Genomic DNA, 22,382 nt, shown 5'->3' on the forward strand with positions numbered 1-22,382 from the left:
TTCGGCTCGTGGACAGTGACGACCAAGCCGACAAAATTTTCGTAACGACAATGAAAAGACTTATTAAGACAACCTTTTATATTTGGATAATACTTTTGACAGCTTGCGGTACTAAGTCAGCTGAAACAAAGACGTCAGACTCTTTATCTGGAGAGAGTTTTAATGAATTCTTTGATAAGTTTAAAAGTGACTCTCTTTTTCAAATTGAGCGAGTAAAATTTCCTTGGACAATTCCTTCCGAAGACGGTGAAAGTATAGTTATCAACAAGACTGAATGGCAACATGCTGACTTCGCTTACAGCGACAATTTTGCAACAAGAGAAATTGACGCTTATACTCAAAAAATTACAACCTATGGTGACACGGTCAAAATCGAGTTACGTGGGGTTGACAATGGAATTAATATCGATTTTGTGTTTGCCAAAATTGACAAAAAGTGGTTCTTGTACTCCGAGAAAGACTTATCTAATTGACAGATTTTAAACTTTTCGTTGCTGGACGTTTTCGTCTCACCTTGACTTATTGGTTGAACTTGACTCGTTGGACAAAGTTGACTTTGACTGTTTAAGTTATAACGGTGGACAAAACGCCTAGCACCCAACAAAATGTTTGCGCAATGGTGCGTTGAGGTGTAGCCCAAAGTTTATATCTTCGGTCCACGCTTTGATGTCGGGGACAGGACGCGGCTTTGAAACCGCACCACTGCGCAAACACAAACGTTACCTGCAATGCTAAACCGTCCGTGCGAACTCAAACTTTCGAGCATTGAATGAACAGAAAAAGGACACCGCATCCCATACAAACTTTTCTGCTAAACTCAACCAACCAGCCAAGAAATTTTATGTTTTTTCCACTGCACATTGCATTGCACTCTCCCTCGCTCAAAGCCCTTCTTGGCATGTTAGGTTTTCAATTTTATAACACAAGAGGTCATGTTTTATCGGGAATTACCAATGTCGTTAGGTTTTTTAGCTTATTTGCACCAAAAAGAAAACAAATGAGTTTACCCATCTTACTTTTTTATGGTTTTGCATTCCTCGGGATTGTACACTCTGTTATCTTTTCGTTTTTAGCAATAAAAAATAAAAATACTGCCGACTTAATCATCACCTTTTTTCTACTAGCTCAATCAATTATCATTCTCGAATACGTTTTCTTCTGGACGGGATTGCAAGAACAATATCATCAGTTATGCAACATAAGTTTAACCATTCAGCTTTTATTTGGCCCTTTATTATTGATTTATGTTGATTATGTTTTTTCGGAAAACAAAAAGAAATCGAAATATATTTTCCACTTCATTCCGGCTATCGCTATTTTTATTTTCATGCTGCCTTATTATTTAAGCACTGCCAATCTTAAAATATATCACTATAAGATGATAAAATATTTTGTGCTCGATTTGCAGTATGTAACCTATCTTATCATGGCTCACATGACGGCTTATTTTATAGTGATACTTTTAAAAATCAAAAAAGAAAAACGCATAGGTCATATTAACAACTGGCTTTTAATAATTGTGGGGCTATTTGGTTTTTACACTGCTTGTTACATTTCATACTTCATCATGGTGCGCCAATCGTGGTTTACATTGACAACAGATTATTTCGTTTCCACCGGAATGTGTGTAAGCATTGTTTCAATAATTTATATGGCCTACGGCAAGAAAAAAATTCTTGATGGCTTTCCTGTTACAGAATCATTAAATCTTGAAAACATTTATTTCTCTTACAAAGAAAATATTGCAGAAAGCAATCCTGACAAAAAAAAAGATCATACTTTAGTTTATGATTATACGGCAAATATTAAAATAGGCCAGCCTGAAGAAAATGTTTTCATTGTTCCCAAAACGGAAGAATTAACTGAACCGGAATCTTTTAATGATTTGGGTTCTGTAAAATACAAAAATTCAGGACTCACTGCTGATATAGGTAATGAATTAGCGGAAGCCCTTAAGCAATTGATGTTGAATGAGAAACTTTACCGGGAGAGTGAATTGAAATTAGAAACGCTTGCTATAAAACTAGGAGTTGCCAAACATTATGTTTCACAAGTAATCAATCAGTATTACAAAGTAAACTTTTTTGAATACATCAATATGTTACGCATTGAAGATGCTAAACAATTGCTGCTCGATTCAGATAAAAAATCAATGAACATTATTGAAGTGGCCTACACCGTTGGCTACAATACAAAGAATACATTTAATACCGCCTTTCGCAGAATTGTGGGAGTAACTCCAACAGCTTACCGCAATCAAAACAAAATCAGATTGAATTGAGTAATACTTTATCGGTGATGACTTAAGTTAAATTTATCACACATTATTTTGCTGAAAAATAAGGGTATGAAAATTAAATATGTCTTCTTCTTGTTTGCAATAATCCAATTTTTAAATTGTATGCTTGCAAATGCACAAGGCGGGTTTACAAAAGTTATAAATGGAACAAACCCTGTTACAACTTTTACGTCAAACGGAATTTACAAAGGTGCGGCCTGGATTGATTTTGATAACGATGGTGATATCGATTTGTTTGCTTATCCTAATAAACTTTTCCGTAACGATGGCAACGGTAGTTTCACGGCACTTGCTGATTTGCCTTACACACCGTTAGAGCCACAAGGTGGCAGCAGCTGGGCCGATCTGGATAATGACGGTGATATAGATTGTATCATATCAGAAAAACCCTCTGGTGCTTTTTTGAATGATGGAGCAGGAACATTTACAAACATCTCTGCACAGATTGCAAACCTTAATGCTTTTCCTTCGTGGGGTTGCGCTATTGGAAATTGGAACAACGATGCCTTCCTCGATTTTATTTACGCTCACGCTGCGGCTTTTCACACGGCAGGTCCGTTTCCTTGCAAACTTTATTTAAACACAAATAATTCTGTAACTCCACAAAACATTATTGGTTATGCAATTACTGACATTACCGATACATATACCGTTCCTTATTGGAGCGATTATGATTTAGATGGCGACATGGATTTGTTTATTGCAAGCGGACCCGGAGGCACACCTGGCTTCGATTACTGTTATAAAAACATGAAAGTGGAAACCGGTTTGGATACACTTCAATTAATGACTACAGAATTATTTGCAACTCAGCAGCAGGACGGGCAGTGTTATAATTTTATTGATGCTGATAACGATGGCGATTTGGATTTATGTCTTACAAATTATGCAGGTGCGCAAACCAGATTGTATGAAAACACCGGGGGTGCATATCTTTCGCATATAGCTCCTTTTACAACCACTACACAAAATCTGACCAACTGCTGGGGCGATTATGATAACGATGGCGACCTTGATGTTGTAATTACTGCCGATGCATCCACATCAAAATTGTATTTAAACAATGGTAGTCTGGCTTTTTCTCCGGCAATAAGTATAGGGAGCATTAGTAGTTGCGGAGTAACCAACGGTGATTATGATAATGATGGCGATCTCGATTTATTTTTTCATGGACAAAATGCAGGACGCGCTTTGTTTGAAAATACTTCCGGCAATTCAAACAATTGGGCAAATATTAAATGCAACGGTTTTGCTTCCAATAAATCTGCAATAGGAACCATTGTAAAATTAAAAGCGGTCATCAATGGAAATCCGGTTTGGCAATTAAGAGAAATAAATGCTCAAAATAGTTTTCAAAGTCAGAATGATTTGCGTGTGCATTTCGGTCTTGGAAATGCAACGCTAATTGATTCTGTTATTTTTATATTCTCAAGCGGACAAACTGATGTGATTACAAATGTTTCGCCTAACCAATTTTATTGTCATGATGAGGGCAGCAACAACTTGTGCCTGGTAACAGGTGTGAACGAAATTCGTCAAGACAATATTTTTGCCATATTTCCAAACCCAACAGAAAATTCGATTAGCATTCAATCTAAAAATGAATCTCAAATAATTGACGGTTGGAGCATAATTGATGAAACAGGAAGAATAATTCTTTCATCAGAACAAAAATCTATTGGAGCAATAAAAATAGATGTTCAAAGAATTGGTGCCGGAAAATATTGGATAAACTTAATGAGTGAACATAAAATTTCGAGTGTAGCTTTTTTAAAGCCATAAATTAAATACAAAATTACGCTCTTGTTAAAACTCATACATGAAAAGAAATAATAAATTGTGGATTGCTTGTTTAATGAATTTATTTTCATTGAATACCTTTTGCCAATGGACTCCTCAAATCAGCAACACAGCAGAAACTTTGCTTGGTGTTTCTTTTACAAGCAATCAAAATGGTTTTGCGGTTGGAACAAACGGAGTTATTAAGCATACCGCAAACGCAGGATTAAACTGGACATCACAAACTAGCGGCACCACTCAATTTTTACGCGATGTGTTTTTTGTTGATTCATTGCATGGTACTATTGTTGGTGAAACCGGATTGATATTGCACACTGTAAATGGTGGACTTAACTGGACAAATCAAACAAGCATTACAACCGAACATTTGGTTCATGTTCATTTTAATGATTCGCTTAATGGAATGGCATCAGGACAAAATGGATTAATCATCACCACAACTGATGGTGGTGCTAACTGGGTTTTACAAAACAGTAATGTTACTGTTGAGTTAGCGGGCATTATAATGATAGATAATTCTATTGCTTTTGCTGTAGGTTTTAACGGAACTATTTTAAAAACTATTGATAGTGGAAGTAACTGGGCACCACAAATAAGCGGCACAACAAATGAATTGCGGAGTGTATCATTTGTAAATGCCGACACAGGATATGTTGTTGGTTACGGTGGCTTGATTTTAAAAACAATGGATGGCGGCAACAACTGGCTGATACAAACAAGCGGTACAACAAACGATTTATTTGCTGTACATTTTACAACTTCAGAAATTGGCAATGCTGTTGGCACAGGAAAAATTATCAGAACAATTGATGGAGGAAATAACTGGATAAATCAACCCGTTACTTTCACAGGCGATTTGTATGATGTTTGTTTTGCAGATAATGTATGCGGCTGGTCAGTTGGGCAAACGGGTAAAATTTTTTTTACCAATAATGGAGGCGGGCTAACAGGAATTATTGACCCTCATTTTGTCAAAAATATATTTACTTTAAATCCCAATCCAGCACGTTCGATAATAAACTTATCATGCAACCAGGAAGTGAAAAATCACATCTCCATTCTGATATATGATAATCTTGGAAATGAAGCACAACTAAATTCTATAAATAATTCTTATACAAGTACAGACAACATTTCTATTGATATTTCAGATTTAACAAATGGAGTTTATTTCTGTAAAATTAAATCGAATAAAAATTTACAAACTATTAAATTGATTAAAAATTAAAATCATGAATAAATTATTTACCATTTTATTTTCAGGAATTATTCTGTCAATAACTACTCCTCATAATCTCAATGCACAATCAATTCAATGGATTCGTGATGCCGGTTCAACACCATTCAGTTCAAACGAAAATGGCACCGCTGTGGATGCCGACTCAAATAGTAACGCCTATGTAATCGGACATCTTGCAATAGACAGTTACTTCTCCGGGCTTTTTGTTCCTGCTCAGCAAGATGGATGCCTTGCAAAATATGATGCTGCCGGTATTGTGCAATGGGTGCGAACATTTGGCGGTCCCGGCTTTGTGGATATTCAGGAAGCATCGGTGAAGGTGTCTGTTGCCGACAATGCAGTATATGTGTGTGGTGCATTCCGAACACAAATCGCTAACCCCACGGTCACCTTCGATACAATTTCATATACGTATCCCGGTAACAGCCGTCATGGTTTTTGGCAAAGTATGATTTGAATGGAAACATTCAGTGGATGAAACACGGTGGCGGCACAGGTTTGGGTGCTGGCTTCAATGATATTGACATAGATGACCAAGGACGCATTGTTGTTGTGGGAACTGTAGATGGAACTAACATTTTCGATACGCTATCCTTAACTTATGATGGCGGAATTTTGCTTCGTTACCTTCCTGATGGAACACTCACAGACCTCATTCAGCTAAATGATGTTAGTGCCATCCATCAGGAGGCGAGAGAAGTTGAAGTAGCATCCGGCTCCGGAAATATTTATGTAGGCGGAGCATTCTTCGACAACATTTCACTCAATGGTTTTACTGCCAACGCATCGGTATTTAATGTTTTTGAATTGAAGCTTGATACTAACCTCACTTGCCAGTGGCTAAGCAATGGTGGAGGCACTAACGGAACCTGGATTAATGGCTTGGCAATTGATGCCAGCGAGAATAGTTATATTACGGGTCATGCCAGTGGAGATACTGTGCAATTCGGTTTGCAATATTTTAATGGATACACCATGTTCGACCATGAAGTAATTACGTTGAAAGTAAATGCTGTCGGCACTCCTCTGTGGCTTCGTCATGGTGGAAGCCTTGTGAATGATGAAGCCTGGGACATCATCGCAGATGCAAACGGCAATACAGTGATAACAGGTTTTCTTGGAGGCAATGTTTTGTTTGCAAATTTCGATAACATTCAAGTGCCAATCTTCACTCAAAGCGCGCATTGTTTTATTGCACGCTATGACTCCAATGGGCTTATAGCTTACGCTCGTGTTATGGGAGGCGGTTCTGATGATGCCGGTTTAGGACTTGCTTTAGCAAACGACAGCACCTTTTATCTTACAGGCACAGCACAAAGCTCTGCACCATGGGACACCTTACTATATGTGCCATGCTGCCTTAATCCTAATTTGATAGTGGCAAAATTCAGCGATACATTCAACAACATTAACACAGGTATTTACGATAGTCCAACAACGGAATTTTCCGTATTCCCAAATCCATTTTCTGCTACAGTAACTTTAGAATTTAATTTATCAGCAACAAAAAATATTTCTATTTCAATTAATGATGTGACGGACAGAGAAGTAAAAACAATTTCAACAACAAATCTTCAACCTGGTAAAAATAAAATCAGCATTGACTTAGATAAATTAAATAGAGGAATTTATTTCTGCAAAATAAATTCTAATGAAAATTTTAAAACTGCAAAATTGATTAAAGGTAATTGAGGAGATTTTGAAACAAAATCATAAAATAATGAAAAAAACAATATGCTTATTTCGTATCTTCTGTTAGCAGATTATTTATGTTTAAGCTAAACAAACCATAAAGCAACTTTGATGGAATTACTTGTTAAACTAACAACAAAGGTGCTTAGGAGTTCTAATAATAATTAAATACAGAGTTATGATAACTAGCTTAAAAACATTCAACTTAATAATGATATTGGTATGTATGGCTTTAGTTTCGTGCAAGCATGAGTATAATACAGAAACCCTTCAATATAATATTGGACAAACTCGTTTCACCGGCACATTTTACAAGCCGTTAACACCACCGCCATACCCTCTTATCGTGCTTGCCCATGGCTCCGGAAAAGGTGTGAGAAGCTCATTTTATTATACGCCCTATGGGGAGTATTTTTCAAAAAACGGGATAGCTGTTTTTATTTTTGATAAACGAGGTGTAGGCGATTCGGAAGGAATCTATGATGAAAACCCTGATTTTAATTTACTTGCCTCAGATTTACAAGCAACGTATAAGTTTATAATTAATCGCCCCGACATTGACAAAAGCAAGGCAGGAATATTAGGAATAAGTCAGGCAGGGTGGGTTGTACCGATTGCCTTACAGCATCTGGATAATGTGTCATTTACGGTTTGCACTTCTTGTCCTTTAGTGCCGCCTTATCAATCAGATTTATTTCAAAAAGGAAGAGAACTTGCTGAATCGGGATATGCAGTAAATGATATTGAAGAGATTCTCAATTATAATCGCTCCATAACTGAATATGTTGCCACATTTGAAGGAAGAGAAAAGGTTATCCTGTTAAAACAAAAATATAAAGACCGTAAATGGTTTAAAGATTTTGATTATAACCCCGAACTTTTACCGGAAGATTCACTCAAGAAACCGATGTTCAATCATTATCGTAAAAGTGTTTTTGAGCCCATCCCTTATTGGAGAAATCTAAGTGTTCCGCTATTGTTTATTTATGGTGAAAAGGACTCTCACATTCCTGTTGAACAATCTATTTTACAATTGAATGATTCGCTTAAAACCACAGCTTTTTTTAGAATCCATCAGTTCAAAAATACAGGTCATCTAATCCAAACCGTTGATGATTCTGTTGAATTGTTGAACTTCAACTTACTCAGTTTTATCAAGGGTAAACCGAAGCCAATTCCGGAGTATTTGGATTATGTAAAAACCTGGATTCTGGAGCCAAAAAAATAAATTTCAATTGACAACTATGCTGAGTTTCGAAAATAAATATTACTTAAAGTTGAAGCTAAAATATTTTATGAAAAAGCGTTGCTTGCATAACCTGATTAATTAAATACTAAAAAGGGAAAAAAATTATTGAACAATTAAAAACTTACAAGTATGAAACTCAACTTAATATTTCTAATATTCTTTTCGCTTTCCTTATCCTCCCGTGGACAAAAGAAAGATATCATAAAAGAAATTTATTCTGTCGAAGAATTAAAACAGGACTTTGATGTATTCAGAACTTCTTTGGAAGAAGGGCATCCCGGGCTTTATTTGTTTAAATCAAAAACTCAAATGGATTCCATATTTGAGGCGACTTCCTCTTCTATTACACACCAAATGACAAATAGTGAATTGATGATTGTGCTTTGCAAAGTTGTAGCACAAATTGGTGACGGGCATTTAAAAGTAGTTCCTCCAAAAGTTAAATTGGATTCATTAGACGAAGGTGCCACTGCCATTCCGTTCAGGGTTTATTATGCTGACGATAAATTATATGTCCAACGGAATTATTCAACACTAAGTGATAAAGAATTTTTGGGGGCACAAATCATTGCTATCAACGGACACTCCATAACGGATTTTATCAAAGAATTTCTTTTGATATTTCCGTCAGATGGAAATAATGTAACTCATAAATATCGCTTGCTTTCGAGCTCCCGTTATTTTACAAGATATTTTTTTATGCTTTATGGCTATTCTGAAACTTATGAGGTGCAATACATTTCGCAAAATGAAACCACTGTTAAAACAAGTAAGCTGCAAGGATTATTTTTTGACAAACTAAATGAATTAAGAAAAGAGCGCTATCCGGAAATTGATGCACAGAAGCCTGCGGAATTTAGCATGAGTGAAGATAAATCTTCTGCCTATTTAAGAATTACAACTTTTGATAAAGGAGAGTTTAAAAAACACAAAATGGATTATGAGAAATTTCTAAAAAAGTCTTTTGAAGAGTTGGACGCAAACCATATTTCAAATTTAATTATTGATGTTCGTGATAACGGAGGCGGAACAGACGAGTACGGCAAAATTTTGTTTTCCTATTTTATCAATCATGAGTTTGATTACTATAAATCTTTACGAATGAATAAAGAAAGTTTTAATTTTTTTCAATACACCAACAGGCCCGACATGAAAGCGCCAAAAGGAATGTTGAAAGCAAATAGTGAAGGAACATTTGATAACATACAACATCCCAATGTAGGTATTCAACATCCTTCCATGCCAACATTCACAGGTAATATTTATGCATTGATAAACGGGTGGTGTTTTTCTACCACAAGCGAATTTTTATCGCTTCTTCAATTTCACACCAAAGCAATTTTTATAGGCGAAGAAAGCGGAGGCAATTATTATGGCAATTGTTCAGGACCTACACCGGATTTTACATTACCCAATTCCAAAATAAGAATTGAAATTCCTTTAATGAATTATCGCATAGCAGTAAAAGATTATCAATACACAGACAGGGGAATCATTCCAAATTATACCGTGCTGCCAACTGCAATGGATAAAATAAACAATGTTGATTTGGAATTGGAGTTTACAAATAAATTAATTAAAAAATAAAATGAAAAAAATAAAACTTAAAACAATTCTATTCGTAGTAATTTGTTTGTTAGTGAATTATGCACAAGCCCAACAAACAAACGCAAATCATTTACAAGAAGATTTAAAATATTTAAAAACCACCATTCACACAAAATATTCAAATCTGTTTTACAACATCACAGCTGATGATTGGGATAAACAGGCCGATGAGTTGAATAAACAGTTGCCCTCTATGAGCAATGAACAGGCATTAGCAGGTTTTGTAAAACTTATTGCCTTGTTTCACATTGGACATACGCAGGTTAATACTTTCAACCTGCATCAACATGGAAGCTTGAGCAATGAAAAGGCGCCCGGTACGATTTCACTTTTGCACCGTTATCCATTCGAGTTGTATTGGTTTAGTGATGGCCTTTATATTAAAAGTGCTGATAAAGGCTATGCAGGTTGCATCTGAGGAAAAGTAACCATGATTGGAAACATGAAAACAAATGATGCAATAGAAGCTGTCCGGCCATTGGTTTCTTATGAAAACGAGCAGGGATTTAAATCCAATTGCCCTTTCTTTTTACAAATTCCTGAATATTTAGAAACTCAAAACATAACTACTAATGCTGATGAGGTTACTATAAAATATTTAAAAGACGGTAAGGAAGCAAGTGTTGTTTTTAAAAAAATAGATTTTGAATATTCGGGCATGACAGGGCTTGAAGCTACTGATGAGTGGATGGAAGCGCGAAAAAATAATTCCACGCCCTTATGGATGAAAGAACCTGATGCTTATCGATATATGGAATACTTGCCTGAAAGCAAAACGCTTTATGTACGGCACAGTGTTATATCAAATGACGGAAAGAAAACGATAGCAGACTTTTTTAAACGCATGGTAAATTTTATTGACAGCAATAATGTGCATCAGCTAATTCTAGATGTGAGGATGAACGGTGGCGGAAATAATTATCACAATAAAGAAACTGTTACCAGCATTATAAAATCAAGAAAAATAAATGAGAAGGGAAAATTCTTTTGCATCATTGGCAGAAGAACTTTTTCTGCTTGTCAAAACCTGGTAAACGCATTAGAAAAATATACCGAAGTAATTTTCGTGGGCGAACCCACATCCGAAAATATTAATTTTTATGGCGATACAAAAACAGAAACTTTGCCTAACAGCAAGTTGCAGGTAAACCTTAGCTGGTTATGGTGGCAGGATTTTGATGCACGCGATAAACGTAAATTCACATCACCCGAACTGGCCACCGATATGAGTTTTGATGATTTCTATAACAACATTGACCCTGCAATGAATGCCATTTATAATTACCAAAAAGAAAAACCATTATTGGTTTTTTTAAATGAACTTTTAGAAAGTGGAAAAAATGAAGAAGCATTTCAATATGCCAACGATTATAAAAACAATCCATTACATCGTTATGTACACGACCAGTTAGAAGTTACTATTAATGCTGAAGCTTACCGCATCATGCTAACAAATTTGAAAACAGCAAGTTTCATGTTAGAGCTAAACATGAAACTGTTTCCGGAGTCGGCAAATACCTACGACAGCTATGCAGAAAGTTTAATGAACATAGGTAAAAAAGAAGAAGCAATAAAATATTATGAAATGGCAATTGCAAAAGATAAGAATGGATTTATAGCGGAAAATTCGAAAAAGCAGATTGATAAAATAAGGAAGAAGCAATAAATTGAAAAATTGGTTGCGATTAAAAATGTACTGAATCCAATGCCAACAATGAAGCCCATGTTGGACAACATGCATCGACCGTAGTGTCGGTGGAACCTTTGCTGGATCCTGCAGTGAGTATGCCCTAACTGTTCGCAAAGGTGGTATCGAATTTTTGTTTTGAGGTTTGCGGGTTGCTATAGGAGATCGCGTAACTATGAGTGTATACTTAGTTGTGTTGTTTACATAAGTAATGTTTTTGTCTCTCATACTCTATTAATAACAAAAACAAATGAAGACCCTAAAGCGACTCAGGTTTATGAATCCACAAAATGTTTATCTATATTTTACAGAAAATAGTTTTCGCGTTTATTTTCAATACTTTTGTTGCGCAATGAAAAGTACATGCGTAATTGGAAAGGCCCCTTTTTATTAATTATCAGCCATAATTGCGCTCTGAACAAACAGCATTACCGTTTAAAATTGACAAGCTATGTATTCACTTTACGAACGAACTCCTGACGCGACACAATTGCGACTAAAGTTTAAAGAGCATATAAAACTTGCAGGATGTAATTGGGGTATAATTCCTAACCTTCTTGCTGACAAACTAAAACCTACAGACAATCCTCCAATCGGTTGGACACTTGATGTATCGGAGTATTACAATAAAAATAACGAATCAATTATCATTGATATCACACCTAAAAATAAAACAGCTGAAGTTTTTTTATGTGAACTGGACAAGGTAATTGGTTTTACTTATGACGCGTGGACACCGATAATGTATCGTTTAAATATTTTATTTAACGGCATTCAATCTAATGGAATTGATAAAATTTCTTTTGTTTATCTTGACAAGACAGAAGCAATTTATACAATGTTATATTTATATGGCTCTTTTAAAAATGGAGAACTGGTCGGCACTTGGAATTATCCAGGGCCAAGTCCAACAAATGCACTTCTGTTATGGAGCGAATCGTTGACTTTCTTCACACAACAAGTAAGTTTCTTTGACCGTGACTTTCTTAAAGAAAACATCAAAACAATTTAACAACTCTAAAACTATTTCAATATGATAGTGGAATTATCAGACAGAGTTATCGTTGAGCAAAATGGTTCTCAAATGAAGTATGAGAAAAAATGCGAGAAGTATGGATGGTTGACAACTCAGAATATTTAGGAAGAGCTCCGAATAAAGGTGCAATTCTAAAATCGACTTTATCTTGTCCGAAATGTAGAACCATTTAAAAATTACAGATGTAAGGAACTTGAAACTTATTGATTTGTGGCGAAAGTATAAAGGCAGATATCAGACAAGACTTCGTGCCATGCGAGGCACAAGATCCCGTTGTATAGGGATTACACTGCCTGCCCCGACCATTGTGTCGGTGGAATCTTCGAAGGTGCTTGTGATGAATATTCCCGCACTGTTCGCAAGTGATGTGCAGAAATTTTTGCTATGTGGTTTGTTGGTTGCTATAGTTAGGCAAGCAACTATTGCTGTTTATGTGTTGGCGCTTTCAGTAATTCAAAATAACATACCAAGTATTACTTCTTCAAATTTCAATTTTACTAAATCGAGCTTACATACAAAAGCATCAATAAAGCGTACAACATTTTCAACATCGATATTGCAATCTAAACTTGATATTTCCATTTGATTACTCGAAATCGAAAACTTCTTTGAGCTTACAACCGTATACGTCACCATTTGTAATAATGCTAACTTTGAACTGATTGCAACAAGCGAACAGATAAAAACATAACTTTGACGACTTGGACAAAACTAAAATTATATGTGAATAAGCAAACAGAATATGAAAAAACTATTTCTCACCATCCTCACTTTTCAATTTACACTATTGAGTGTTCACTCTCAAGACCCCCAGCTCGTTGACTCTTTAGAAACTGCGCTCAAAAACCACAACGCCCGCAAGCCGGAGTTGAAGATTAAATCACCTTCGCAATACGATACCACAGCAGCTAATATTTTAATTAAACTCTCCATTGCCTTTTGGAACAGTAACCCCGACAAGGCAATGGACTATGCCAATCAATGTTTGGCATTATCAGAACAAATAGGTTATGAAAAAGGAATAGGCAATGCTTATAATAGTTTGGGTACTATCAATAATATGAAAGGAGATTATCTACCTGCTCTTGAATTTTATAAAAAAGCATTGAAGGTTAGGGAACAAACCGGGGATAAAAGAAGCATAGCAGCTTCTTATAACAACATCGGCCTTGTTTATACTGCCCGGGGCGATTTCCCCGTAGCGCTGAAAAATCTTTTTACCTGTTTGAAAATAAGTGAAGAAATAGGGGATAAAAAAAACATTTCATCTTCTTATATAAACATCGGAAACATATATACTAAACAGGGCAATAAACCGGAAGCGCTCAAAAATTATTTTGCCGCTTTAAAAATAGTTAAAGAAATAGGGTATAAAAGAGGCATTGCAGGTGCTTATGACGGCATCGGTATTATTTATAGGAACCAGGGCAATTACCCCGAAGCGCTGAAAAATCATTTTGCCTCTTTAAAAACGAGGGAAGAAATGGGGGACCAACAAGGGATTGCATATTCTTATAGCAACATAGGTGAGGTTTATGCCCTTCAGGGCAATTATCCCGAAGCTCTAAAAAATTATTTTGCATATTTAAAAATAAGTGAAGAAATGGAGGATAAAAACAGCATTGCATATTCATTTGTCAATATTGGAAATGTTTATACGAAACAGAATAAATATAGCGAGGCTTCTGACTTTTTGAATAAAGGTTTGTCTCTTTCAAAAGGGATTGGGAATTTGCAATCCATTCAAGAAAGTTATGAAGGATTGGCGTCATTGGATAGTGCACAAGGTAATTTTAATAAAGCATTGGAGCATTATAAACTTTATATCATCTATCGAGACAGTATTGCGAATACAGAAAACGCTAAGAAAACAGTGGCACTGCAAATGAACTACGATTTCGGCAAAAAGCAAGATTCACTTAATGTGGTGCAGGCAGGTAAAGACATGCTTGCACAAAAAGAATTGCAGAAACAAAAACTCGTTCGCAACGGATTTATTGGTGGCTTTGCCATAGTGTTGCTTTTTGCAGGTGTGTTTTTCAGACAACGCAATAAAACCAAAAAAGAAAAACTAAAAGCAGAAGAAGAAAGAAAGCGAAGCGAAGATTTATTGCTCAACATTCTCCCTGCCGAAGTAGCCGAAGAAATAAAAGCAACAGGTACAGCCAAAGCAAAAGCGTTTACAATGGTAACGGTTATGTTTACTGACTTCAAGGACTTCACCACCGTAAGCGAAAAAGTAAGTGCCGAATTATTGGTGGAAGAAATACATGCTTGTTTCAGTGCATTTGATAACATCATAAATAAAAATAAAATAGAAAAAATAAAAACCATTGGAGATGCCTATATGTGTGCAGGCGGATTACCCGTATCCAATTACACCCATGCTACAGATATGCTACAAGCAGCCTTTGAAATAAGAGACTATATGCTGCAACGCAAAAAGGAAAAAGAAGCAAGAGGAGAAATTTCTTTTGTATTGAGAATTGGTATTCACACCGGTCCGGTTGTAGCGGGAATAGTTGGAGTAAAAAAATTCGCTTATGACATTTGGGGCGATACAGTAAACATTGCTTCTCGCATGGAATCAAGTGGTGAAGCAGGAAAAGTAAACATCAGCGGCAGCACTTATGAATTGGTGAAAGATAAATTCAATTGTATTCATCGTGGAAAAATTGAAGCAAAGAATAAGGGGGAGATTGATATGTATTTTGTAGAGCGCATTCCAATTTAATCGGGATGCCCAAAATGATGACTATGAAACGTACCGGCACGGAAACTTTCTTGTAATATAATTTATGTAAATCATGTTTATAAAACATGATTTGCATAAATATAAAAGTTATACTTTCACGATGAAAATTAAAAGAGAAGTACAATCTCATCTGATATAACTATCAAAAACTTTCAGGGCAGTGGCAGTTGTTGGTAAACGGCAGAGTGGCAAGTCAACATTGGTGAAGGCATGTTTTCAGGACGAACCCAATCTTTCATTTGAAAACATCACCACGATTAATCAATTTAAAAATGACCCTGAGCTTTTTATTCACCGTTACCATGAGGGCTGCATCATAGATGAGGTTCAAAGAGCGCCTGAAATATTTTCCTATTTGCAAACAGAAATTGATAAGTCAAATAAAAAAGGTAGATTTATTCTAACAGGTTCTAGCAATTTCACACTCGTGCAATCGGTAACACAAACATTTGCAGGCAGGATGGTGTTTTTAGATTTATTGCCTTTGAGTATGGGGAAAATAAATTCTTCAAAAAACGATATGTACAAAAACAAGTAGGAGCAATTTGTTTGGAGAGGTGGATACCCTGAACCAGCGCAACTAAAAAGCAACCTGAATAACTAGTTTGACGCTTACTTGCGAACTTATGTAGAGCGCGACATCAGGCAATTGAAAATGATTGACAACATTCCTGCTTATTAACGTCTCATTTATTTATGTGCGGGAAGAGTTGGGCAGCAGTTAGATTTTGCAAATGAAGTGGTGTAAATGCTACCACAGTGCATAGCTGGCTTGATGCTTTTCAAAAAATTATGTAATCTATTTTCTCAAATCATATTTCAATTGGTTTAATAAACGAGTTATTAAAGCGCCCAAATTATATTTTAATGACACTGGCTTGGCATGCTGGCTTTTATCCATTCATAAGCCTGACCAAATTGACACAGTGAGTTTATACAAAGGCGCATTGTTTGAAAATTTTGTGATTAACGAAATGATAAAATATCGTTTCAATAGAGGACTAAAAAATAACCTCTATTATTTCAGAGACAGCAATGCCAATGAAGTAGATGTGATTATTGATAACGGAAAAGAACTCATTGGCGTAGAAATTATATCGGCAAGAACACTGGCAAACGATTTTTTTAAAGGACTTGACTACTGGAAAAAACTATCAGGTCAAAAAAAGAGTTTGTTATTTTATACCGGCTTCGATGAATTTAAATACAGTAACGGAAATCAGGTAATTAATTGGAAGAATATTGCGGGCATTTAGCGGTAAAAATAAATTTAGTAATGCTTCTGTTATTTTTTCTCTTAAAGAAACGTGTTTATATTGGCTGGAGATACATTCAATTGCAATTATCGCTGAAAAATTCAAGCGAAAAATAAAGGGGAGATTAATATGTATTTAGTTGAGAACAAAATGTAATAACATTTTGGGCGAGATCTCGATTTTTCATTAGGATTGAAGCAATTTCATAGGATGAATTGCACATCTGATATCCTGCCCTAAAGAGAAAGAAAGGCTTTATTACAAGTTTTCACAACTTTTCAATCATCATTTCTTTGAGGAAAAAAGCGAGTGCGCTTCTTTCCTCTAACTTCTTTTAATTTATATCAGTCAGATTGTGAAAAAATATCTATTCATGTTCTTTATATCCAACCAACTTTACGAAAAGTTTTTTGTTTAGGAGATTGTCGGAAGATGAATTAAAGTATTTTCACAGGCTGAGGTTATGGACAAGTTAAAAGGGGCCTAATAGCTATTTAACAATTGAGCATTTAAATTTATGAAAATTCTACTCACGGGAGTAACTGGATATATAGCACAAAGGCTATTGCCTGTTTTATTAAAAAGCGGGCATGAGGTTGTCTGTTGCGTGAGAGACATTAATAGATTTAATATTAATAAATATGCTACTTCAAACATCTCGGTAATAGAAGCCGATTTTCTAAATAAAGAAAGTTTGAAACTTATTCCCAATGCTATTGATTTGGCCTATTACCTTATACATTCAATGTCAACCCAAAGTGGCGATTTTAGAAGTCTGGAAGAAGTATGTGCAACAAATTTTCGAAATTGCATTGAACATACAAATGCTAAACAAGTTATTTATTTGAGTGGTATTAGTAATGCTGAAGAATTATCAAAACATTTATCATCAAGAAAAAATGTGGAGTCTACCTTATCAAGCACCAACTATGCACTCACTACACTCAAGGCAGGAATTATAGTAGGTTCTGGAAGTGCCTCTTTTGAAATTATTCGAGATCTGGTTGAAAAATTACCTTTTATGATTACACCACGTTGGCTAAATACTAAATGTCAGCCTATAGCTATTCGCAATGTAATTGAGTTTTTAGTTGGCGTAATTGCCCAAACTGAAACCTATAACCAAAACTACGATATTGGTGGGCCTGACATTTTAACTTATAAGGAAATGCTGTTGCGCTTTGCTAAAGTTAGAAGATTAAAAAGACGAATTATTATTGTTCCTGTAATGACTCCAAGAATTTCATCATACTGGCTATATTTTGTTACGTCCACTTCCTATGCATTGGCTAAAAATTTAGTAAACAGCATGAAAGTTGAAGTGATTTGCAAACCCAATAATTTATCTACCACACTTGGCATTACGCTTATTGATTATGAAAAAGCAATACAATTAGCTTTTGATAAAATAGAGCAAAATCAAGTGCTTTCCAGTTGGAAAGATGCACAAACAAGTGAAATATTTAAAGAAGGTTTTTCCAAATTTATTGAAGTTCCTATTAACGGCTGCTTTAAAGACATTCGGACACATGAACTAGAAAACACCACTAGTTCATTAGAGAAAATATGGCGCATTGGAGGGAAAACAGGTTGGTATTACGGAACCTGGCTTTGGGAAATAAGAGGGTTTATAGATCAGATTTTTGGTGGTGTTGGTATGCGAAGAGGCAGAAAAAGTGATACCGAATTAAACACGGGCGATACACTTGATTTTTGGCGTGTAATGATTGCCAATAAAGAAGAGAAACGGTTACTGTTGTATGCCGAAATGAAACTACCCGGTGAAGGTTGGTTAGAATTTAAAATCAATAAAAATAATATCCTTACACAAACAGCAACGTTCCGACCGATTGGGTTGCTGGGAAGATTTTATTGGTATTCTGTTTTGCCATTTCATGGATTGATTTTTAAAGGAATGATAAATAAACTTGCTGTAAGATAAACAGAGAAGTGAAAAAAAATAAAATCTATATATTACAGCACGTTTGCAATAGGCGAAGTTTTCCTGATGAAAAATCGGGAAAGGCAGTGCTCCGAAGACCCCGCATTATTGCGGGATGACGAAAAAATAGCCTATTACAAAGCTGCATATTGTTAGAAGATTTGTTGACTAAAATATAACAAAATAAAATTATGAATATGAAATATAAAGCCATTCTTTTTACACTAATACTATCACTAGTATTTTCAAATAAATCAAAGTCGCAATCCATACCAAGTTCAAAAACCTTTACGTCTATAGAACTGCTTAAAGACTTTGAAGTATTGAAAGGCGTTTTACAAAATTATCATCCAGGGCTTTACAGGTTTCAAGACAGCACAACGGTGGCAAAGCATTTTGATAATCTAGAGCAGCAGTTGAAACAAGACTTAACACTTGCTGAGGCTTACTTAGTGTTTTCCAGGTTTTCGGCAAGCTTAAAATGCGGACATACTTTCTGTAGCTTTTACAATCAGAGTGGTTCCACTAGAGATAGTCTTTTCAATAAAAAAGATAAAGTTCCGTTTAATTTTTTCCTGTTTGATAAAAGAATGTTTGTTGAAAAAAATGTTTCAAACAATGAAGAACTAAAGGAAGGATCTGAAATTTTAGAAATTAATAATGTGCCTGTTGCTACTATTATTGATACGTTAATACAATATGTGAAGGGCGATGGAAATAATAATCTCAAAAGACTAAATGACCTGAATCTTTCGGGGCTTGGAAAGTTTGAAGCCTTTGATATTTTTTATCCATTAGTATTCCCACCTATTAATAATTCTTATTCCCTTAAAGTTAAAGGACCTGACAACGCGAGTACCTTGACAATTAATGTTAATCCTATTAGTCGTGCTGAACGTTTTGGACTAATTGAAAATAAATATGGAAAACAGCCTTCAACTTTAGATGATTTATGGAGTTTCAAAATATTAAATAATGAAACCGGCTATTTAAAAATTGGCACTTTTGTAACCAATAAATTAACCATTGACTGGAAAAAATTTTTAAATAATGCATTTGATGAATTGGCTGAAAAAAAAATTCAAAATTTAATTATTGATATACGCGGAAACGAAGGTGGTAATGATGAAGTAAATCTTGTGCTTGGAAATAAGTTAGCTAAAAAGCAGATTGAATTTCCTGCATTTAAAGAACTGCTTCGGTATGAAAAAGTTTCTGATGAATTTCGCCCTTACCTAAATACCTGGGACAAGAGTTTTTATAACAGAAGCGGACAAGTAATAAAACAAGAAAATGGCTTTTATACCTGGAAAAAAAATAGAGGCAACTCAGTTATAAAGAAAAATAACAATGCTTTTCAAGGAAACACCTATTTACTTGTGGACGCAGCCAATAGTTCGGCAACCTTTTTCCTCACGGCTGGCTTAAAGCAAAACAAGATTGCTACTATAGTTGGTTCTGAAACAGGAGGTAATCTAAAAGGAACCAATGGAGGTCAACTGTTTTTTCTTTGGCTACCCAATTCCAAAATAGAAATTGATGTTCCGCTGATAGGATACTACCCATTAACAGAACAACCAGATAAGGGCATAAATCCAGATATTGAAGTTGTGTTGACAATTTCAGATATTTTTTCCGGAAAGGATAAGGTCTTAGATAAAGCAATAGAATTAATTAAGGCAAAATAAAAGCACATCAGCTAAGTTAACATTTTGTCGGCTATACAAAACCCCATTCGAATGCAGCAAACTAAGATGTTTACGTATAGACAGCTTTCAGCAACACGAGCCGCGGTGCGGTTAGTATTCACTATAGCCACTTAAGTATATAAGTATACTTGTATCGGAGTGCGGTTTGGATTATACTGTTTGTAACAGGGGGTGTATAGGTTACTTAGAAAGCAATCAGCAACTAATGCTTGTATGCAAGGAATCAATAAAGCGTACAACATTATTTGCTTCTATGCTGCAATCTAAAATTGATATTGCTATTCTGGTTATCCAGCTAGCTAGTATGTGCTTCATAATTATTTTTGCTTAGTCAGGTCTATCATGTTGTTGTAATTTCTATTCTTGCTGCATGCTGGTAACGGGTAGCTTTGGGCATTTGGTTTTTTACAGTTGCCCTTTATTGGCATCCGAAAAAAGCAATCAACTGTAACAATATCAATATGAAATCATCCTTTCAATAACACCTACAACATTTGCCAATGACATTAAAAATAAATAATCTCTCAAAAACTTATCCCAATGGTGTAAAAGCCTTGGACAATCTTACATTGGAAATAAACCAAGGTATGTTTGGTTTGCTTGGGCCAAACGGTGCAGGCAAATCTTCACTTATGCGGACACTTGCGACTTTACAAAACCCTGATGAAGGTTCAGTATTTTTTGAAGACCTAGATGTTTTGAAAAACCCAATGGATTTGCGAAAGATATTAGGATACTTACCGCAAGAGTTCGGGGTGTATCCCAAAATGTCCGCAATAGACTTGCTGGATTATTTAGCAACGCTTAAAGGTATAGCTTCGAGACAAGACCGAAATAAATTGATACAGCAAGTATTGGAAATTACAAACCTATATGAAGCTCGGAAAAAAAATGTTGACGGTTATTCGGGCGGAATGAAACAACGATTTGGCATTGCTCAATTGCTACTCAACAATCCCAAATTGATAATTGTAGATGAACCTACCGCTGGCTTAGACCCTGCTGAACGAAACCGCTTTTTGAATGTTTTACGAGAAATTGCCAGTACTAATATCATCATTTTTTCAACCCACATTGTAGATGACATTAAAGATTTGTGTAATGATATGGCAATAATGAACGGAGGTAAAATTTTAAAAATAATAAAACCATCAGTAGCAACAAAAGAATTAGAAAATAAAATATGGACAAATAATATTGACAGAGCTATACTTGAAGAAATGGAACAAAGTTATTTAGTTCTTTCTTCCAAATACAACCAGGATAATTCAATAAATATTCGGGTTTATGCTAATGAACAACCATCATCAAATTTTGCATCAGCAACGCCAACTTTGGAAGATGTTTATTTTGTTGCTTTAAAAAACAACCTCGAAAACTAAAGCAAATGTTTTTTGCAATTTTTAAATTTGAAATAAAGTATTGGCTAAGAAACTGGTCGTTTTACATTTACTTATCCATTTTCTTTTTACTTGCATTGCTAAGTATGGCAGGTGCTGCCGGAGCATTTGGCGAAGGAAGTGCTGCTACAGAAAATATGGCTAATTCGCCAATGAGCATTTATGGGTTTACCATCTTCTTCAATAAATTTCTTTTATTCCTTATTCCTGCCATTGTTGGCAATACAATTTATAAAGACTACAAAAGCAACTTTAACAGCATATTGCATACATATCCATTTTCAAAAAAGGATTACTTATTAGCAAAGTTTACAAGTGCTTTTTTGATAGTTTGTTTAATTGCATTTTCGGTGGAGCTAGGTTTAATACTCGGCACAAAACTACCAACCGTGAATCCAAAACAATTACTTCCTTTTAATACGATGACTTATGTGCAATCGTTTTGTATTTATTTAATTCCCAATTTATTGTTGTTCAGTATTGTTGTTTTTTCAATTGTGTTGCTTAGTAGAAATATTTACAATGGTTTTATTTCCATTGTTTTGATTTGGCTTCTAAAAGAAATAGGTGTTCGACTGTTGGGCGCTGATGGCATAGCAAGTATGGTGATAGATCCTTTTGGCGAAAGTGCAGTGCAATACTTTACCCGATACTGGAATTTAGCTGAACAAAATATTCTTTCCCTTCCCTCGCAACCAATTATTTTAAT

General features: G+C 35.3%; 18 protein-coding genes. All 18 read left to right on the plus strand.

Annotated elements, in window-relative coordinates; genetic code table 11:
- Positions 1–50 precede the first annotated feature (50 nt).
- The 18 genes from IPO27_11380 (at position 51) to IPO27_11465 (ending at position 21,655) form a co-directional block, all read left to right on the plus strand.
- A complete protein-coding gene (locus tag IPO27_11380; protein ID MBK8847108.1) occupies positions 51–473 on the plus strand; it encodes a DUF4348 domain-containing protein in 423 nt (140 codons plus the stop codon).
- 524 nt (positions 474–997) lie between these two features.
- Positions 998–2,281 (plus strand): helix-turn-helix transcriptional regulator, encoded by a 1,284-nt coding sequence (locus IPO27_11385; GenBank protein MBK8847109.1) that lies wholly within the window; start codon positions 998–1,000, stop codon positions 2,279–2,281.
- Between the two features lie 66 nt (positions 2,282–2,347).
- Entirely contained in the window at positions 2,348–4,081 is a 1,734-nt protein-coding gene (locus tag IPO27_11390) for a VCBS repeat-containing protein (protein ID MBK8847110.1), read from the plus strand.
- A 37-nt stretch (positions 4,082–4,118) separates the two neighbouring features.
- On the plus strand, positions 4,119–5,327 hold the full coding sequence (locus IPO27_11395) for a T9SS type A sorting domain-containing protein (GenBank protein MBK8847111.1): 1,209 nt from the start codon (positions 4,119–4,121) through the stop codon (positions 5,325–5,327).
- Positions 5,328–5,331: 4 nt separating this feature from the next.
- Positions 5,332–5,796, plus strand: a complete 465-nt coding sequence (locus tag IPO27_11400) for a hypothetical protein (protein ID MBK8847112.1) — start codon at positions 5,332–5,334, stop codon at positions 5,794–5,796.
- Positions 5,778–7,031 carry a T9SS type A sorting domain-containing protein gene (locus tag IPO27_11405; GenBank protein MBK8847113.1) on the plus strand — a complete coding sequence of 418 codons (1,254 nt, stop codon included), beginning with the start codon at positions 5,778–5,780 and terminating at the stop codon, positions 7,029–7,031. The genes IPO27_11400 and IPO27_11405 overlap by 19 nt, the downstream gene beginning before the upstream one ends.
- Before the next feature lie 178 nt (positions 7,032–7,209).
- The gene (locus IPO27_11410) at positions 7,210–8,259 is read left to right on the plus strand and encodes an alpha/beta fold hydrolase (protein MBK8847114.1); all 1,050 of its coding nucleotides are present in this window, start codon (positions 7,210–7,212) and stop codon (positions 8,257–8,259) included.
- A 150-nt stretch (positions 8,260–8,409) separates the two neighbouring features.
- A complete protein-coding gene (locus IPO27_11415; GenBank protein ID MBK8847115.1) occupies positions 8,410–9,867 on the plus strand; it encodes a hypothetical protein in 1,458 nt (485 codons plus the stop codon).
- Between the two features lies 1 nt (position 9,868).
- Positions 9,869–10,306: a hypothetical protein gene (locus IPO27_11420; protein MBK8847116.1), complete on the plus strand. Its 438-nt coding sequence runs from the start codon at positions 9,869–9,871 to the stop codon at positions 10,304–10,306.
- A 12-nt stretch (positions 10,307–10,318) separates the two neighbouring features.
- Positions 10,319–11,554, plus strand: coding sequence for a hypothetical protein (locus IPO27_11425; GenBank protein MBK8847117.1), 1,236 nt, complete (start codon positions 10,319–10,321; stop codon positions 11,552–11,554).
- Between the two features lie 472 nt (positions 11,555–12,026).
- Positions 12,027–12,587 (plus strand): hypothetical protein, encoded by a 561-nt coding sequence (locus IPO27_11430; GenBank protein MBK8847118.1) that lies wholly within the window; start codon positions 12,027–12,029, stop codon positions 12,585–12,587.
- 217 nt (positions 12,588–12,804) lie between these two features.
- Positions 12,805–13,197: a hypothetical protein gene (locus tag IPO27_11435; protein MBK8847119.1), complete on the plus strand. Its 393-nt coding sequence runs from the start codon at positions 12,805–12,807 to the stop codon at positions 13,195–13,197.
- Between the two features lie 156 nt (positions 13,198–13,353).
- Complete coding sequence (locus IPO27_11440; protein ID MBK8847120.1) at positions 13,354–15,345, plus strand: tetratricopeptide repeat protein; 1,992 nt, start codon at positions 13,354–13,356, stop codon at positions 15,343–15,345.
- Positions 15,346–15,526: 181 nt separating this feature from the next.
- Entirely contained in the window at positions 15,527–15,904 is a 378-nt protein-coding gene (locus IPO27_11445) for an AAA family ATPase (GenBank protein MBK8847121.1), read from the plus strand.
- Between the two features lie 259 nt (positions 15,905–16,163).
- The gene (locus tag IPO27_11450; GenBank protein MBK8847122.1) at positions 16,164–16,622 is read left to right on the plus strand and encodes a DUF4143 domain-containing protein; all 459 of its coding nucleotides are present in this window, start codon (positions 16,164–16,166) and stop codon (positions 16,620–16,622) included.
- A 517-nt stretch (positions 16,623–17,139) separates the two neighbouring features.
- The gene (locus tag IPO27_11455) at positions 17,140–18,564 is read left to right on the plus strand and encodes an SDR family oxidoreductase (protein MBK8847123.1); all 1,425 of its coding nucleotides are present in this window, start codon (positions 17,140–17,142) and stop codon (positions 18,562–18,564) included.
- Positions 18,565–18,755: 191 nt separating this feature from the next.
- Entirely contained in the window at positions 18,756–20,252 is a 1,497-nt protein-coding gene (locus tag IPO27_11460; protein MBK8847124.1) for a hypothetical protein, read from the plus strand.
- Positions 20,253–20,773: 521 nt separating this feature from the next.
- The gene (locus IPO27_11465) at positions 20,774–21,655 is read left to right on the plus strand and encodes an ABC transporter ATP-binding protein (protein MBK8847125.1); all 882 of its coding nucleotides are present in this window, start codon (positions 20,774–20,776) and stop codon (positions 21,653–21,655) included.
- The last annotated feature ends 727 nt before the right edge of the window (positions 21,656–22,382 follow it).

Source organism: Bacteroidota bacterium (genome assembly GCA_016714535.1).
Lineage (GTDB): Bacteria > Bacteroidota > Bacteroidia > AKYH767-A > OLB10 > JADKFV01.

Excerpts from the sequence above, each read along its gene's own strand:
- IPO27_11380 (MBK8847108.1), top strand. The coding sequence starts at position 51 with ATGAAAAGACTTATTAAGACAACCTTTTATATTTGGATAATACTTTTG.
- IPO27_11385 (MBK8847109.1), top strand. The coding sequence starts at position 998 with ATGAGTTTACCCATCTTACTTTTTTATGGTTTTGCATTCCTCGGGATT.
- IPO27_11390 (MBK8847110.1), top strand. The coding sequence starts at position 2,348 with ATGAAAATTAAATATGTCTTCTTCTTGTTTGCAATAATCCAATTTTTA.
- IPO27_11395 (MBK8847111.1), top strand. The coding sequence starts at position 4,119 with ATGAAAAGAAATAATAAATTGTGGATTGCTTGTTTAATGAATTTATTT.
- IPO27_11400 (MBK8847112.1), top strand. The coding sequence starts at position 5,332 with ATGAATAAATTATTTACCATTTTATTTTCAGGAATTATTCTGTCAATA.
- IPO27_11410 (MBK8847114.1), top strand. The coding sequence starts at position 7,210 with ATGATAACTAGCTTAAAAACATTCAACTTAATAATGATATTGGTATGT.
- IPO27_11415 (MBK8847115.1), top strand. The coding sequence starts at position 8,410 with ATGAAACTCAACTTAATATTTCTAATATTCTTTTCGCTTTCCTTATCC.
- IPO27_11420 (MBK8847116.1), top strand. The coding sequence starts at position 9,869 with ATGAAAAAAATAAAACTTAAAACAATTCTATTCGTAGTAATTTGTTTG.
- IPO27_11425 (MBK8847117.1), top strand. The coding sequence starts at position 10,319 with ATGATTGGAAACATGAAAACAAATGATGCAATAGAAGCTGTCCGGCCA.
- IPO27_11430 (MBK8847118.1), top strand. The coding sequence starts at position 12,027 with ATGTATTCACTTTACGAACGAACTCCTGACGCGACACAATTGCGACTA.
- IPO27_11440 (MBK8847120.1), top strand. The coding sequence starts at position 13,354 with ATGAAAAAACTATTTCTCACCATCCTCACTTTTCAATTTACACTATTG.
- IPO27_11455 (MBK8847123.1), top strand. The coding sequence starts at position 17,140 with ATGAAAATTCTACTCACGGGAGTAACTGGATATATAGCACAAAGGCTA.
- IPO27_11460 (MBK8847124.1), top strand. The coding sequence starts at position 18,756 with ATGAATATGAAATATAAAGCCATTCTTTTTACACTAATACTATCACTA.
- IPO27_11465 (MBK8847125.1), top strand. The coding sequence starts at position 20,774 with ATGACATTAAAAATAAATAATCTCTCAAAAACTTATCCCAATGGTGTA.